The following is a 15,748-nucleotide window of genomic DNA, read 5'->3' on the forward strand; positions in this document are numbered from 1 at the left end:
AGTTACTGAACTTCTGTGATTTCTATTAGTTGTTCTTTGGAAGGTTTAGTAGGCTTCGGGAAACGTTGTTCACGTTCTTTGATGAACGACAAGCTGTTATCCATTTGTTCGCTATTGATAAAGTGCTGGAAGCGTTTAAGTTTCTCTGGGTTCTCAATAGTTGTTTTCCATTCACATTGGTACTTGGAAATATTCAGTTCAATATCTGCTTCTAGCTCTGCGGCGACGCCAAGTTTGTCTTCGATAACCACTTGCTTAAGATATTCAATGCCACCCTCTAAGTTTTCCATCCAAACGGAAGTTCGTTGCAGACGATCAGCCGTTCGTGTGTAGAACATCAGAATACGGTCAATGTATTGAAGCAATGTCGCTTCATCTAAATCCGACGCAAACAAATCAGCGTGGCGAGGGCGCATGCCACCGTTACCGCAGATGTATAAGTTCCAACCTTTATCGGTAGCGATAACACCAATATCTTTCGACTGCGCTTCTGCACATTCTCGCGTACAACCTGAGACGGCAAATTTGATCTTGTGGGGTGAACGCAAGCCTTTGTAACGATTTTCTAAGCGAATGGCTAAGCCAACACTGTCATCGACACCGTAACGACACCAAGTGCTACCCACACATGATTTAACGGTACGCACTGATTTTCCGTAAGCGTGTCCGGTTTCAAAGCCAGCATCTATCAGCTTTTTCCAGATGATAGGCAGCTCATTAAGCTGAGCGCCAAATAAGTCAACGCGTTGACCGCCAGTAATTTTGGTGTAGAGGTCAAACTCTTTTGCGACTTCGCCTAATACGATGAGTTTGTCTGGAGTAATTTCGCCACCTGCGATCCTAGGCACAACGGAGTACGTGCCGTCTTTTTGCATGTTTCCAAGGTAGATGTCGTTGGTGTCTTGCAGTTCCATATGCTTGTCTTCAAGAATGTAATCATTCCAGTAAGACGCGAGGATAGAACCAACAGCGGGTTTACAAACGGTACAACCAAGGCCTTCGCCGTGTGAATCGAGGAGCTCATCGAAGGTTTTGATTTTGTTGACACGGATGATGTCAGTTAGCTCTTGGCGTGAGTACGCGAAGTGCTCGCAAATGTCATTTGATACTTCTACACCAAGGTTACTCAGTTCACTGTCGAGAACCTGTTTTGCTAGAGCCGAGCAGCCGCCACAGCCTGTTGAAGCGTTAGTGGTTTCTTTTAATGCAGCCATGGTTGTACACCCAGAGGCAACCGCTTGCTTAATATCACCTTTAGTGACGTCAAAACATGAACAGATCATCGCGGTGTCAGGCAGCGCTTCGACCCCCACACCTGCCGAGCCAGAATCGTCAGCAACGTTTGGTAGAATTAGAACCGCTGGGTTTTCTGGTAGCGGCATGTCATTTTGCTTAGTTTGAAGAAGGGTGCCATACGCTTCAGCATCACCGACTAAGACTGCGCCAACAATTTTTTTGCCGTCAGCTGAAACGATTAGGCGTTTGTAAACTTGTTCGATTTCATCGTTGTAAGTGTATGACTGTGCGCCTTCAGTACGACCATGAACTTCGCCAATACTGGCTACATCGACACCGAGAAGCTTGAGCTTAGTACTCATGTCGGCACCAGTGAAACTGTTGTCATGAGTGCTGTTAGACAGGATATGAGAAGCCGCGACCTTAGCCATCGAATAACCGGGAGCAACTAACCCATAAATCATATTCTCGTATAGTGCACATTCACCAATCGCGTAAACGTTACTTAAGTTGGTTTGGCATTGGCTATTAATTACGATACCACCGCGTTCACCAATTTCGATATCAGAAGTACGAGCCAATTCATCTTGTGGGCGAATTCCCGCAGAGAAAACGATCATATCGGTTTCTAAGTGGGTACCGTCAGCAAAGTTCATACGGTAGCGTGAAGTTTCGCCCGCAACGATTTCCGTTGTCGCTTTTTCAGTGTGCACGCTAACTCCTAAGCCTTCGATTTTTCGGCGAAGTAACGCACCACCACCGTCATCAAGTTGAACGGCCATTAATCGTGGTGCGAACTCAACTACATGGGTTTCAAGGCCTAGGTTTTTGACCGCATTTGCTGCTTCTAACCCTAAGAGACCGCCGCCGATTACCACGCCAGATTTACTTTCTTTACTAGAGGCTTCAATCGCGTCGAGATCGTCTAGTGTTCGATATACATGACAGTGTTCTTGGTCGTTGCCAGGGATAGGTGGAACAAAAGGAAAAGAGCCTGTCGCGAGAACTAATTTGTCATACGACTGAACGTGTCCGTTGTCGGTAACCACTTGATTGTTTGCAGTATCAAGCTGAACGACTTTGGTATTTAGCAGGTAGTTAACGCCATTTTCTTGATAGTAGCCTTCGGTCGCCATTGCCAAATCGTTGGCCGTTTTTCCTTCAAAGTAGGAGGTAAGTTGAACACGATCGTACGCTAAACGAGACTCTTCACAAAAGGTAATGACTTCAAACTCTTCAGAGTTGGCTTGAACAATACCATCGATGAACTTATGCCCAACCATACCGTTTCCGACAACAACGATCTTTTGTTTAGTTTCAGCCTTCTTGCTCATAATAAATTCCTTTTTGCTTGCCCACTTGTAAGTTGGCTTAACGGCGCAATAAATTGGTTAGCTAACTTTTCTTGTTATTACCTATAAATAGATAATTTTATTTTTCAATCTGATTTCTCATGAGCAAAGAGGGTGCCAATAGGCCTGGCTAAACAAATAAATAAATTATAGTTGTTTATTATCAATAGCTTATGTTGTTTCTTTATGGGTGGTGGGATTTGCGTTGCTATAAAGTTATTACTCTAAGTTGGTAAAAGTGGGCGTTTGTGGTGCAAGTTTCTTTAAGTTGGTGCAAATAAGATGAAATAGAAACGGCTTTTTTACGATTGGGGACATTTGGATTCTAAGTGTTTACATAAGTTATTGATTTTATGTCTTAAAAAATCAATGTAACTGATTGTTGAAAAGTGGCGTATATATTGCTCTATAGATAAATATACAAAGAGGGAAAAATACGCGAGGGACGAATGACTAGTTCGCATCAAGAATGGACCAAATCAACATGTGCGTATTGTGGCGTTGGCTGCGGTATTGAAGCGCGCCCCACATTATCTGGAAAACTGGAAATCCGAGGCGACAAATCGCACCCGTCGAACTACGGAAAGCTGTGCACCAAAGGTATTGCTTTGGGCGAAACGGTTGCTCCGATAGGCCGGCTTACGCAACCTAAGCTTAAAACCAATGAGATGCACGAACCAATAGATTGGACAACGGCGACTCAATTAGTCGCTGATAAGTTTAAGCAAGCGATAGATGAGTATGGGCCTGATTCAGTGGCTTTTTATGTTTCAGGGCAATTACTCACCGAAGATTATTACGTCGCGAATAAGTTGATGAAAGGTTTTATCGGCAGCGCGAACATTGATAGCAATTCTCGCTTGTGCATGGCATCCAGTGTGGTTGGACATAAAAGAGCATTTGGGACTGATACCGTTCCTGTGTGCTATGAAGATCTAGAACATACTGATCTGGTCATCATCACGGGCTCGAATTTGGCTTGGTGCCACCCTGTCTTGTTTCAACGTTTGAGAGCAGCTAAGCAAGCGAACCCAAATTTAAAAGTCGTGGTGGTTGACCCGCGTAGAACAGACACTTGTGAAATTGCAGATCTACATTTGGCGGTTGAATCAGGCTCTGATGTGGCGTTGTTCAACGGATTATTGGCATTTCTATCTAGCCAAGGCCACCTAAATCAAGCGTTTATTGAGAAGCATACTGAGGGCTTTGAAAGTGCGTTGAATAGCGCCCATAGCCAATCCATCACACAGCAGGTGGTTGAAGATATTACAGGCTTATCTGGCGATGAACTTAATACGTTCTATCAGTGGTTTGCTGATAATGAAAAGGTCATTACGATTTATTCCCAAGGCGTTAATCAATCAAGCCAAGGCTGCGACAAGGTAAATGCGATCATCAATTGCCATTTAGCAACTGGGCGAATTGGCAAACAAGGCATGGGGCCATTTTCGGTGACAGGGCAGCCTAACGCAATGGGAGGCCGCGAAGTGGGTGGGTTAGCCAACACATTGGCAGCACACTTTGAATTTGGCGATGCTCAATCACACGAGCTTGTCAGTGAATTTTGGGGGACTCATGCTTTAGCGACGAAGGCAGGATTAAAGGCGGTTGACCTTTTTGATGCAATGAACGAAGGCAAAATCAAAGCCGTGTGGATCATGGCGACGAACCCTGTAGTGAGCCTGCCAGACAGCGAAAAAGTAAAATCGGCCCTTGAGAAGTGTCCATTCGTTGTCGTTTCAGATTGCATTGAAGACACCGAGACAACTCGTTTGGCCGATGTACTGCTACCTGCTCAAGGTTGGAGTGAAAAATCCGGTACGGTGACGAACTCTGAGCGCCGAATTTCAAGGCAACGCCGCATTTTACCAAGCCCTGGAGAAGCAAAGCCAGATTGGTGGATGATTAAGGAAGTAGCGCAGAAAATGGGGTTTGAAAAGTCATTCGATTACTTACACGAAGGGCAAATCTTTAATGAATATTGTCATATGACAGCACTTAGCAATGAAGATGGTAAGCAGCGAGATTTGTGTTTGATAGGGCTGACTAAACTTGATGACCAAGGCTACAGTAAGCTTATTCCTCAGCAGTGGCCTGTAATGGAACTTCAACAGAAAGTCGTGAATCAGCGAATGTTTTCCGAACACCAATTCTTTACCTCTTCAGGGAAAGCACAGTTTATTGCGGTCGATTATCAAGCGCCCATCGCTAAAGCCTCTAAGGAATATCCTCTCATTCTTAATACCGGCCGAATTCGAGACCAATGGCACACCATGACAAGAACCGGGCTTGCGGCTGATCTAGGCTGCCATACTCCTGAACCCTATGTTGCGATACACCCGAAAACGGCAGATTCGTTAGGGTTAGATACCAATGATACTAAGCAGCAAGTGGTGACGGTAAAAAGTAACCAGGGGCAGTGTCAGGCGCGTTTAGTCTTGTCTGAGGACATGCAAATGGGGCAAACTTTTATGCCAATTCACTGGAATGGAACCACTGCTAAAAATAGTAAGCCTTGCGATCTAATATCGCCTAATGTCGATTCGTTTTCGGGTCAACCTGAATTCAAACATACGCCTATTTGCGTGGAACCGTATGAACTGCACAGTGAAGCAGCACTAATCAGCGATAAAATCGTAGACTGTGGTGAGTTTGATTACTGGGCTAGGCAGAGGGTTGAAGGGGGATTTCTATATCGTATATGTTCGAAAGGAAATCCAATGGAGTTGGTCATTGCACTCGCGAATAAGTTGGAAACTTTGTCTAGTGATGTGCAGCAAGCGTCAAAAACGGTCAATTTTCATGGTAACGATCAAGTTATGAATTACGGTTCTGCTAAGCTTGATTCTTCAGGATTAAGGCAAGCGTTTGTGGTCAGTGAACGAATCAGCCAAGACAAAGTTGATTGGCTGGTTGAATATTTTGATAGGCCATTGAGCGACGATTTTGAATCAGAGTTTATGAAGGGACTGGCGTCGACAGGTTAGCAAAAGGGTCAAAATTTAGTGCGCGAAACATAAATAGAAAGGGCAGCTAAAATGCTGCCCTTTCTATTTTAAGCTTTACGTAACGCCTTGAAATTAGAGTGCTCGCACACTATTTCGTTCAACTAACGTAGGCTCTAATTCGACAACCTGAGGGTAAGCGTCCGGTGTTTCTAAGCGGCTTAACAATGTATCGACCGCGGCTTTACCTAAACGATGCTTAGGCTGGTGGACCGTTGTAAGTGACGGTGTCATGTATTTAGATAGGTGAATATCATCGTATCCGACAATCGACAGTTCGCTAGGAATGTTTAAGCCATCCTCGGATGCCGCATTAATTACGCCCATCGCCATCATGTCATTGCATACAAATAGGGCAGTCGGTAATTCACCTTTGGCTTTTAACGCTTGATACGATTCAAAACCACCGTCGCATTCAAAGTTCGATTCAACAATCCAATTTGGGTTGATCTCGATGTCTGCTTCCTTCATCGCCTGCTTGTAACCCTCGTAACGAGAAGAAGCTTGATTACGATGAAGAGGGCCAGTAATACAACCAATCTGGGTATGACCGTGTTGAATTAAGTGTTTAGTCGCGAGGTAGCCACCTTGGTGCGAATTGTCTTGGATTTTATCACTAGCGAACAACATTGGGCCCCAATCCATAACGACAACTGGCAGCTCAGGGTAGCGATCAAATACGTCTAAATGCTCGCCTTCCAACGTGGAGCACATTAGCATTAAGCCATCGACCCTCTTTTGAAGCAGAGTATCGACGGATGATTTCATACGTTCGCTGTCACCTTCCGTATTACACAGAATTAGGTTATAGCCCTTTTCATAGCAGCGACGCTCAACGCCTTTAACAACTTCGCCAAAGAATGGGTTAGTGGATGTAGTAACTAACATACCCACGGTGTTGGTTCGTTTCATTTTCAAGCTACGCGCGAGCGCAGAAGGAGCGTAATTAAGCTCTTTGGCCGCGTTGTTGACGCGTTCGGCAATTTCTTCACTGACAAAGCGTGATTTGTTGATCACGTGGCTAACGGTAGAGGTCGAAACCTTTGCCAATTTAGCGATGTCTTTCATTGTGGCCATATAAAATCCTTGTGGTGATACCTAATCCACGTTGCGCGATATTGTGCCTGAAAGCAGGCACTTATGCTTGATTAATTAGAGAGCTGCTTTGCCAAAAATGTATCGGTTTCTTCACGATTTGGAATCGACGTTTGTGCACCAAAACGGGTGACTGAGATAGCCGCTGCGGCGTGTGCAAATCGGATCGCATCTTCGATAGGCATGTCTTCCATTAAACCAGTCACGAAAGCGCCGTTAAAAGTGTCGCCAGCTGCGGTTGTGTCTGTCGCATCCACGCGGAAACCAGGAATCAGCTCACCACGGCCGTTTTGGCTTAACCAAACGCCTTTTGCGCCTAAGGTAATCATTACGATTTCAATACCTTTTAAGTGCAATTTATGGGCGGCTTGTTGCGCTGATTCGTTGTCCGTCACGGTAATGCCTGTCAGTACTTCAGCTTCAGTTTCATTTGGTGTAATGACATCAACACAAGACAATAGCGCGTCAGACAATGGCCTTGCTGGCGCTGGGTTTAGAATGACGTTAGTTTTGTTGTCTTTTGCTACTCGCGCAGCGTATTCGATGCCTTCAATCGGTGTTTCAAGCTGGGTCAGCAGGTATTTCGCATTGCGGATTTTCTCTAAATGCGGCTCAATTTGTGCGCTTGTCAGCTTGTCGTTGGCCTCTGCCGATAAACAAATGCTATTTTCGCCAGATGCCGAAACTTGGATCATCGCGATGCCTGTCGGAGTACCTTCAGCCACGATAACACCATCGATGTTAATGCCGTCTTTGGCGAAATCTTGTCGAATATTAATGCCAAACGGGTCGTCACCGACGCACGCAACGAAGCCAATGTCTGCATTCAAACGTGCTGCGGCAACGGCTTGGTTTGCGCCCTTACCACCAGGAATGACTTGATAATTACCACCAACGAGAGTTTCACCTGGACGAGGAAAAGAAGGAACTTGAAGTACATGGTCAGCGTTTACGCTACCTAAAACAATCAGTTGAGTCATGATACGAGCCTTATGATATATCGTATTTGAAAATGCATTGTGATTGTTCATTTATGATGAATAACGACAATGAACTTTCGAAAAATCAGGGGGTAGGGGGACCCCCTGAGGAATTACAGGAACCTAATTACTGAGAGATTACTTTCAGTGGAACAGGTACGTAAGCATCAACAGTTTGACCTTTCAGTACTTTGTCTGCCATTTCGATACCTAAAGAACCAATCATGTCAGGTTGTTGTGCAACAGTTGCAGCTAGCTTACCGCGGTTTACTGCAGCAATACCGTCTTCAGTGCCATCAAAGCCAACGATCATTACGTCTTTACCTGAAGCTTGTACCGCGCGTAGTGCACCAAGTGCCATCTCGTCATTCTGAGCGAATACTGCTTGAACATCTGGGTTAGCAGCTAGCAAGTTTTCCATTACGTTCAGACCTTTAGTACGGTCGAAATCAGCTGGTTGGCTAGCAAGTAGCTCTAGGCCGCTGCCGTCTACAGCGTTCATGAAACCTTCGCCACGCTCACGTGCAGCAGAAGTACCAGCGATACCTTCAAGTTGGATAACCTTCGCTTTCTCGCCTACTTTTTCCATGATGAAGTGACCCGCCATTTCACCACCGATAACGTTATCAGAAGCAATGTGGCTTACTACGTCGCCACGGCTTGCGCCACGGTCAAGTGTAAGTACTGGGATGTTTGAGCGGTTTGCCATGCGAATTGCATTAGACACAGCATCTGAATCAGTTGGGTTGATTAGGATAGCTTTCACACCACGAATAGTAAGATCTTCGATGTTTGATAGCTCTTTACTTGGATCGTTTTGAGAATCAAGAACGATAAGCTTGTAGCCTAGCTCTTCTGCTTTCGCTTCTGCACCGTCTTTCATCGTTACAAAGAAAGGGTTGTTAAGAGTTGATAGTACGATAGCCATTGTATCTTGCGCCTGTGCAGACACAGATACAGAAGTTGAAAGTACAGCAGCAGAAATTAAAGTTGCTAATTTTTTCATCGTTTTAGTCCTTTGTGTAGAGTGAGCTAGGGATGTTCCAACCCCAGCTCTAATTGTTATCTTGTTTACGTTAAGTAAGATTTTGCGTTAGTGAGCTTTGCTAAGCTTTTGAACGCTATTTATTTTTATTGTCTACCAATACCGCCAGAAGAATAACCACTGCTTTTGCAATCATCTGGTAGTAAGAAGATACGTCTAATAGGTTTAGTGCGTTGTTTAGGAAGCCGATGATAAGCGCGCCTATCAAAGTGCCCATGATTCGACCACGTCCACCTGCTAAGCTTGTACCACCAAGTACAACCGCTGCGATAGCATCTAGCTCATAGCCCATACCAGCTGTCGGCTGCGCAGATGAAAGGCGAGACGCGACGATAATGCCTGCAACAGCAGCAAGTAGGCCACAAATTGCGTACACACCGATTTTTACTTTGTCTACGTCGATACCAGATAGGCGAGTTGCAGATTCATTACCACCAAGTGCGTACACGTAGCGGCCGAAACGAGTGTGATTAAGTAGGTACCAAACCGCTGCGAATACCACAACCATGATCCATACTGGAACAGGAATACCCATTGCGTAACCTGTACCAAACCAAGCGAAAGCGTCAGCTGTATCTGTGAAACCTGTCGAGATTGGACGACCGTCTGTGTAAACCATGGTCACACCACGAAGTAGAGTCATGGTTACTAAGGTTGCAATGAAAGCTTGCACTTTACCCTTGGCGATAATGATACCGCTTATCGCACCCAAAGCAGCACCCGCAACTAATGCGGTTGGCACAGCAACGAGTACAGGGACTTCCATGGCGATTAAGCTGGCCGCGAAAGCGCCACAAAGTGCTAGGACTGAGCCAACACTTAAATCAATACCAGCGGTTAGGATAACTAGAGTCATACCCACTGCGATAATCGCGTTAACCGAGGTTTGGCGAAGAATGTTCAGAATGTTGTCGACTGTGAAAAAGTTCGGATTTAAGAAAGACACAACAACAATTAAGAAGATCAAAGCGATCAATGATTTCTGTTCAATTAGCCATTCTTTGCTGATTAGTGGCTTTTTAGCTGGTGCCAACTCTTTGTTCGCGTCTTTAGTTTTGCTCATGGTACTCATGCTGCGTCCTCGTTAATCTTTTTACCGACCGCACACGCCAGTAGTAATTCTTGGTTTGCTTCTTTTGCGTCAAATTCACCGCTGATACGGCCTTCATGCATCACTAAGATGCGGTCACTCATTCCTAAAACTTCTGGCATCTCTGATGAAACTAAGATGATGCTCATGCCATCGGCTTTGAACTTATTAATGAGTTGGTAAATCTCTTTTTTCGCACCGACATCGACACCACGGGTTGGTTCATCAAGAATCAGTACTTTTGGTTTCGTCATTAAGCCTTTGGCTATAGCAACTTTTTGCTGGTTACCACCTGAAAGGTTGCCAATGATTTGTTCGCGAGTTGGTGTTTTGATGTTGAATAGCTTGATAAAGTCGTCAACGGCAATCACTTCGTCGCTGTGCTGCAATTGACCGTTCTTGGTCAAGATATCCAGTGAGCAAAGTGACATGTTTTCTTTCACAGAAAGGCCTAACACTAAGCCATCACCTTTACGATCTTCAGAGATGTAAGCAATACCATTCGATAGGCCATCTTTCGGACTTACAGGGTTGATGGTTTTGTTTTCAAGGTTAATAACGCCGCGTTCACTTGGTAGGGCACCATAAATCACTTTCATCAGTTCGGTACGGCCAGCGCCCATAAGACCTGACACACCAAGGATTTCGCCACGTTTTAAGTTAAAGCTAACGTCATGGACACCTGAGCCCGTTAAGCCAATAACTTCAAGGCATGTTTCGCCATGGCTTTGTTCAATACGTGGATATTGTTCATCTAGCTTACGGCCAACCATCATTTCAATGAGGCCATCTTCGTTTATGTCTTTGACTTCGCATTGGCCGATGAATTTGCCGTCTCGCAGTACCGTGATGTCATCACAAATTTCAAAGATCTCTTTCAAACGGTGAGAGATATAAACAATGCCGCAGCCTGCATCACGCAGTTCGTTGATGACTTTAAACAACGATTCCGTTTCCGTATCTGTTAGCGCATCAGTAGGTTCATCCATGATGATCACTTTAGATTCGAAGGACAGTGCTTTGGCGATTTCAACCATTTGCTGTTCACCAAGACTTAGCTGACCAAGTGGTGTTTTCGAACTGTGTTTTACATTAAGGCGCTTTAATAGCTTGTCCGCTTCTTGGTACATTTCGTTCCAAAGAATACGCCCCATAGAACCAGTAATTTCGCGGCCTAAGAAGATATTTTCAGCAATGGTTAACTCAGGAATTAAGTTAAGTTCTTGGTGAATGATACTAATGCCAGCTTCTTGAGAATCACGAGGGCCTTTAAAAGCGGCCGGTTTGCCTTGGTAGGCAATCGAACCAGCGTCTAAGTGATAAATGCCGGTTAGCACTTTCATCAGAGTTGACTTTCCTGCTCCGTTTTCTCCCATCAACGCCATTACACGTCCCGGATAAACATTGAGGCTTGCCTTATCCAAAGCTTTAACACCTGGGAAGGCTTTCTCAATAGAGCTAAGTTCTAAAATGGCTTGAGTCATGTAGGTTCCTTACTCGGGGCCAGAATAAATAAAATGGGGCTAAAAAGTTACACCAGCTTGGAAGATCACGTTCGCGTATGGGGTGCATTCACCTGTGCGAATAACAGCACGACTATCGTTCGTACGCTGTTTAAAGTCTTCGTGGCTGACATAAGTAATCTTGATTTCTTTATCGCTGCGAGCTTGTTCCATCTTAAGTTGATCGATCAATACTTTGTGGTGTTCAGGGCTTACAGATTTGAATTCTTCAGCGATAACCACGCCTTCAATTTGAGACTCGTCTAGCATGGTTTTTACGGTTTGTTGAAAGCTTGGAACGCCATGAGTCAGCGCTAGGTCAATACGACGTACATGGTCAGGAATTGGCAGTCCTGCGTCACAGATAGTGATCTCATCGGTATGGCCTAACGTAGCCACTAAATAAGAGAGATCGGAATTTATTAGAGTACTTTTTTTCATAACACTACCTATTACTAATATCGTTTGATGGGATGAGAAAAAGCTCAAGAAAAGCCATCGAAACGTTTCGATAGTGATAATAGTGAGTTATTTATGAATTGCACAGTTAGATGTAAAAGAGTGTGACTACGATCATCGAAACGTTTCGATGGGCTGTTTTTTGGTGATCTTTGTCACTAAAAAAGCCATATTGAACAAATATGAGCCTGATTTAATAGGCTCGGTCAAGACTACATGTGAAACAAAGCAGGGGAACCGAGCATAAAAATGAACGTTATTATTTGTTGCTTAAACGTCAGGATCTAAGGGGGTGTAGATATTCCGTTTTATGTGATTTGGTTGAGTGAAAGGTTCTGATCAAATATTGACTTCTATCCCAAATTCATTGCCAGTAAGTTCTATATTTAACAATAGGTTAGTGTCAAATTTATGAATCGTGTTTTATACGTAATATTGAGCCGTGCCAATGTTCTTTAGTGAGATTGATTGATATTTGGAATCATTCTATGCAAATTCATATTATCAAATTGAATGGTTATGAATACGAATGCATTCTTTGTTCTGTCTATTACAAATGAGAGCAATAATATGAATACACGGCTAGGCAATAAATCAAAACTAACATTAGCAATGTTGGCATTAGGTATGTCTTCATTAGCAATTTCATCAGAAGGTAACGTGAATTATGGCGTTGTCTCCAGTCAAGAAGGGGCTTCAGCAAGCAGTTATGCTTGGCTATATACAGACAGCTTTAAACCGTACCCTGAAATGGCAGAGTTCGCGTTCGACAACATCCATCATGAACATTCTCAAGACCACGATTTGAATACGTATTGGCGCCCAGAGCATCAAGTCAATGAGTGGTTAATGCAAAGTTTGGATAAACCAGAAGTAGTCACGCGCTATTCGATTCAAGGCGAAAATAGTGACATGCACCCGGAACACTGGATTCTGCAAGGAAGTGTCGATGGGGAAACTTGGAAAACACTCGATGAGCGAGTGAACATGGAATTTGATTCCCGTGAGACCAAAACATTCGATGTGAATAAAGAAAACCAAGGTTCATATCTGTTTTATCGTTTCTTCTTTCCAAGCAATGTTAAACCGATTGCCATAACAGAAGCTAAGTTGATGGTGCAAACCAATGATGGGGGAGACATCCCAAAACCGGACGACAGCAGAATGGTGATCAGTGATTCCGATGATTATCTCACTATTAAGCTTACACCTGATGAATACCACCTATGGAATAGTACGAGTATTAATGTAAGTGATCATGCTAAAGAACTGACTAAAGAAATAATGGCGAAATTCAGTGATGACTTTGATTTCATTATCTACATTATGAACAACAAAACGCGCCCTCAAATCATGCCTTTTGGTGAATTTGCTTTTGTTAAGAACGATACACAGGGGGTTGGGTTACACCAGTTTGATAATAGCCAAGCATTTGGGACGGCAGGAAAGTTACAAGGGGTATTTGGATTATATGGTTCTATGAATGAAGCGGGTGTCATGAAAGCGCTCCACTTAGATGCTTCCCTTCACGAACTATTTCATCGTTGGGGGAATTGGATCGTAGATCAAACCTCTTATGGTCATTGGGACTATGTTAATGGTGTATTGAGAAACGCGAGTGTATTCGCTCCGATAGAACTGTATTTAATGGGCTTGATTGGAAACCCATATAGTGATGACTCAGACCTGTGGGATTTAGACAGCAAAATTGTGTACGACACGTGGAGCGAAGATCCGCAATTCGCAGTTCGCAATCCAGCTTTAGGGCAGGCTCAAACGTCTTTCAAAGGCTTGGTTGTATTACTTACAGAAGAAGGAAAGCCGTTGAGTAGAAGTATGGAGCATAGGTTCGCGGCTAATGTTTACAACTTCATGAGATCGGATGGTAATCATAAAACCTACAACAATGGTGAAGTTGTGAGCCGAAACTTTTGGAATGCTACAGGTGGTCGCGCCACTATTGAGCTTGATGGGTTGAACGCCTCACAAATTAAACCTTAGAAAATGAGCTGTAATCTAGGTTTATAGTGGATAACACGGAATAGGCACGTCATATGTTTAACTTTGGAAATGTTGATATCTGGCGCTGCCTAATTTGTATTTGAGGGAGGCAGCACCAGGTACGGGTTATTGGTTCGTGTGGGAATAAAGGTAGCTTTGTTATAAATGATGGTTGCATTTGTAATATCTATAGAATTACAGTGAAAGATAATTCATAACATTCAAGGATTGATCATGTTTCCCATCGAAGTTGTTGTAACTTATACCTTAGCTTGTTTGCTATTGGTGATTTCACCCGGCCCCGATAACTTATTGGCCATAGGTCGAGGATTAAGCCAAGGTAAATTGGCCGCAGTCGTTTCAGGGGCGTCATCTGGAATGGGAATCATCTTTCATGTGTTAGCGGCGACCTTCGGGCTTACTTTGCTCATTCAAACATCAGAAATGGCGTTTTATGTTGTGAAGTTTGTCGGGGCAGCTTATCTAATTTGGTTAGGCATTAAAGTGCTACGCTCAAAAAATTTGTTTTCATTAGAGCCTGCTAAGAAGCAATCATTGAAAACAATATTCACGACGGGCTTTTTATCAGCAGCGCTTAACCCTAAACCGGGAATGTTTGTACTCGCGTTTGTTCCGCAGTTTGTAAACCCTCAACTAGGCTCAGTGACAACTCAAATGGTCGGATATGGCGCATGGTTCGCTTTACTCACAGCGATTGGGTTTAGTTTGATGGGAGTTTTTTCTTCAAAGCTAGCTGGATGGTTACGCAGTAAACCTAAGCTTGTTTCTGGACTGAATATTGGCGCTGGAGTCACATTTGTATCGTCTGGATTAGCTGTTGCGTTTATGAAACAGCGATAAGCATTATCTTATATAGCAATAGCTTACAATCCGTTATTGCTATATAACCCTATCTACTAATGATAGATTGGTAAAGGGTTTATAAAAGTTAGCAGGGCGTACATATTGATGTCGACATACATCGCAGGCTTTTCACTAGGTTTATCTTTAATACTTGCGATCGGTTCGCAAAATGCTTTTGTACTCAAACAAGGGTTGAAGAAACAGCACGTATTTTTAGTCTGTTTTGTTTGTGCTCTATCAGATGCGATTTTAATTTCATTTGGTGTTGCAGGGTTTGGATCGATCGTTCAAACATTTCCAATCATTGAAGTGACGGCACGCTATGGCGGTGCGTTATTTTTAACGGCCTACGCGCTACTTAGTTTCCGCTCAGCGATTACTACTGATCACGCATTGAGAGCAAATGCAGAATCACAAAACTCAATAGTTAAAGTCATCTCAACTTGTCTTGCATTTACTTGGCTGAACCCTCATGTCTACTTAGATACCGTAGTGTTATTGGGTTCTATTTCCACCCAATATCAGCCGGAACATTGGAAGTTTGGTATTGGCGCTGTGTTCGGGTCATTTGTTTTCTTTTTTAGCTTGGGTTACGGAGCCCGCGTACTTGCACCTATATTTGCGAAACCTAAGGCTTGGAAAATCTTAGAGCTGCTGGTTGGGGTCATGATGTTAAGCATTGCAGTCTCATTAATATTAGTTTGAGAGCATAAAATGTAACGCGGTTTTAACCCGCGTTTATTTGGCGAGTCAGACACTAAATACATTGTTAAATAAGGGTTGGATACTATGATTTTTACTACTACCGATACTGTTCCTGGTAAGGATATTGATTCTGTGGTTGGAGTGGTGACGGGAAACGTTGTTCAATCGAAACACGTTGGTCGAGATATTATGGCTGGTTTAAAAAGCATCGTTGGTGGTGAACTAGCGGGATATACTGAAATGATGAGTGAAGCGCGTGATATTGCAATAGAAAGGTTGGTTAAAGACGCTCAAGATTTAGGTGCGGATGCAATTGTCGGTATACGTTTTACTACCAGTGCAGTCACTGATGGAGCATCGGAAATAATGGCGTTTGGCACAGCGGTTAAATTGAAGAAATAGAAATTGGGATAT

Annotated in this window: 12 protein-coding genes; 5 read left to right on the plus strand and 7 right to left on the minus strand. The window is 43.7% G+C overall.

Translation table 11 applies throughout. The features are described from left to right. Positions 1-2: 2 nt before the first annotated feature. Positions 3-2,570: a nitrite reductase large subunit NirB gene (nirB, locus tag ELZ11_RS10605; RefSeq protein ID WP_137357377.1), complete on the minus strand. Its 2,568-nt coding sequence runs from the start codon at positions 2,568-2,570 to the stop codon at positions 3-5. 467 nt (positions 2,571-3,037) lie between these two features. On the opposite strand from nirB, the gene ELZ11_RS10610 reads away from it, so the two are divergent. Continuing rightward, on the plus strand, positions 3,038-5,575 hold the full coding sequence (locus ELZ11_RS10610; RefSeq protein WP_244291644.1) for a molybdopterin oxidoreductase family protein: 2,538 nt from the start codon (positions 3,038-3,040) through the stop codon (positions 5,573-5,575). 93 nt (positions 5,576-5,668) lie between these two features. Here the strand turns inward: ELZ11_RS10610 and ELZ11_RS10615 are convergent, their stop codons facing one another. From ELZ11_RS10615 to rbsD, 6 genes are all read right to left on the minus strand, one after another. Beyond that, positions 5,669-6,670 carry a substrate-binding domain-containing protein gene (locus ELZ11_RS10615; protein ID WP_137357379.1) on the minus strand — a complete coding sequence of 334 codons (1,002 nt, stop codon included), beginning with the start codon at positions 6,668-6,670 and terminating at the stop codon, positions 5,669-5,671. A gap of 71 nt (positions 6,671-6,741) precedes the next feature. After that, on the minus strand, positions 6,742-7,668 hold the full coding sequence (rbsK, locus tag ELZ11_RS10620; RefSeq protein WP_137357380.1) for a ribokinase: 927 nt from the start codon (positions 7,666-7,668) through the stop codon (positions 6,742-6,744). A gap of 127 nt (positions 7,669-7,795) precedes the next feature. Next, entirely contained in the window at positions 7,796-8,674 is an 879-nt protein-coding gene (gene rbsB / locus ELZ11_RS10625) for a ribose ABC transporter substrate-binding protein RbsB (protein WP_137357381.1), read from the minus strand. Positions 8,675-8,789: 115 nt separating this feature from the next. Next, positions 8,790-9,785, minus strand: a complete 996-nt coding sequence (gene rbsC / locus ELZ11_RS10630) for a ribose ABC transporter permease (RefSeq protein WP_374939814.1) — start codon at positions 9,783-9,785, stop codon at positions 8,790-8,792. Further along, positions 9,782-11,287: a ribose ABC transporter ATP-binding protein RbsA gene (gene rbsA / locus ELZ11_RS10635; RefSeq protein ID WP_137357382.1), complete on the minus strand. Its 1,506-nt coding sequence runs from the start codon at positions 11,285-11,287 to the stop codon at positions 9,782-9,784. The genes rbsC and rbsA overlap by 4 nt, the downstream gene beginning before the upstream one ends. Positions 11,288-11,326: 39 nt before the next feature. Next, positions 11,327-11,746, minus strand: a complete 420-nt coding sequence (rbsD, locus tag ELZ11_RS10640; protein ID WP_137357383.1) for a D-ribose pyranase — start codon at positions 11,744-11,746, stop codon at positions 11,327-11,329. 588 nt (positions 11,747-12,334) lie between these two features. Here rbsD and ELZ11_RS10645 point away from each other — a divergent pair. The 4 genes from ELZ11_RS10645 to ELZ11_RS10665 all read left to right on the plus strand — a co-directional run bounded on the left by ELZ11_RS10645 (position 12,335) and on the right by ELZ11_RS10665 (position 15,736). Beyond that, positions 12,335-13,765 carry a discoidin domain-containing protein gene (locus ELZ11_RS10645; RefSeq protein WP_208746704.1) on the plus strand — a complete coding sequence of 477 codons (1,431 nt, stop codon included), beginning with the start codon at positions 12,335-12,337 and terminating at the stop codon, positions 13,763-13,765. A gap of 234 nt (positions 13,766-13,999) precedes the next feature. Then, positions 14,000-14,626 (plus strand): LysE family translocator, encoded by a 627-nt coding sequence (locus ELZ11_RS10655; RefSeq protein WP_137357384.1) that lies wholly within the window; start codon positions 14,000-14,002, stop codon positions 14,624-14,626. 108 nt (positions 14,627-14,734) lie between these two features. Then, entirely contained in the window at positions 14,735-15,334 is a 600-nt protein-coding gene (locus tag ELZ11_RS10660) for a LysE/ArgO family amino acid transporter (RefSeq protein WP_137357385.1), read from the plus strand. An 84-nt stretch (positions 15,335-15,418) separates the two neighbouring features. Further along, the gene (locus tag ELZ11_RS10665) at positions 15,419-15,736 is read left to right on the plus strand and encodes a heavy metal-binding domain-containing protein (RefSeq protein ID WP_137357386.1); all 318 of its coding nucleotides are present in this window, start codon (positions 15,419-15,421) and stop codon (positions 15,734-15,736) included. Positions 15,737-15,748: the final 12 nt, after the last annotated feature.

Origin of the sequence: Vibrio profundi, assembly GCF_005281835.1 — a bacterium.
Lineage (GTDB): Bacteria > Pseudomonadota > Gammaproteobacteria > Enterobacterales > Vibrionaceae > Vibrio > Vibrio profundi.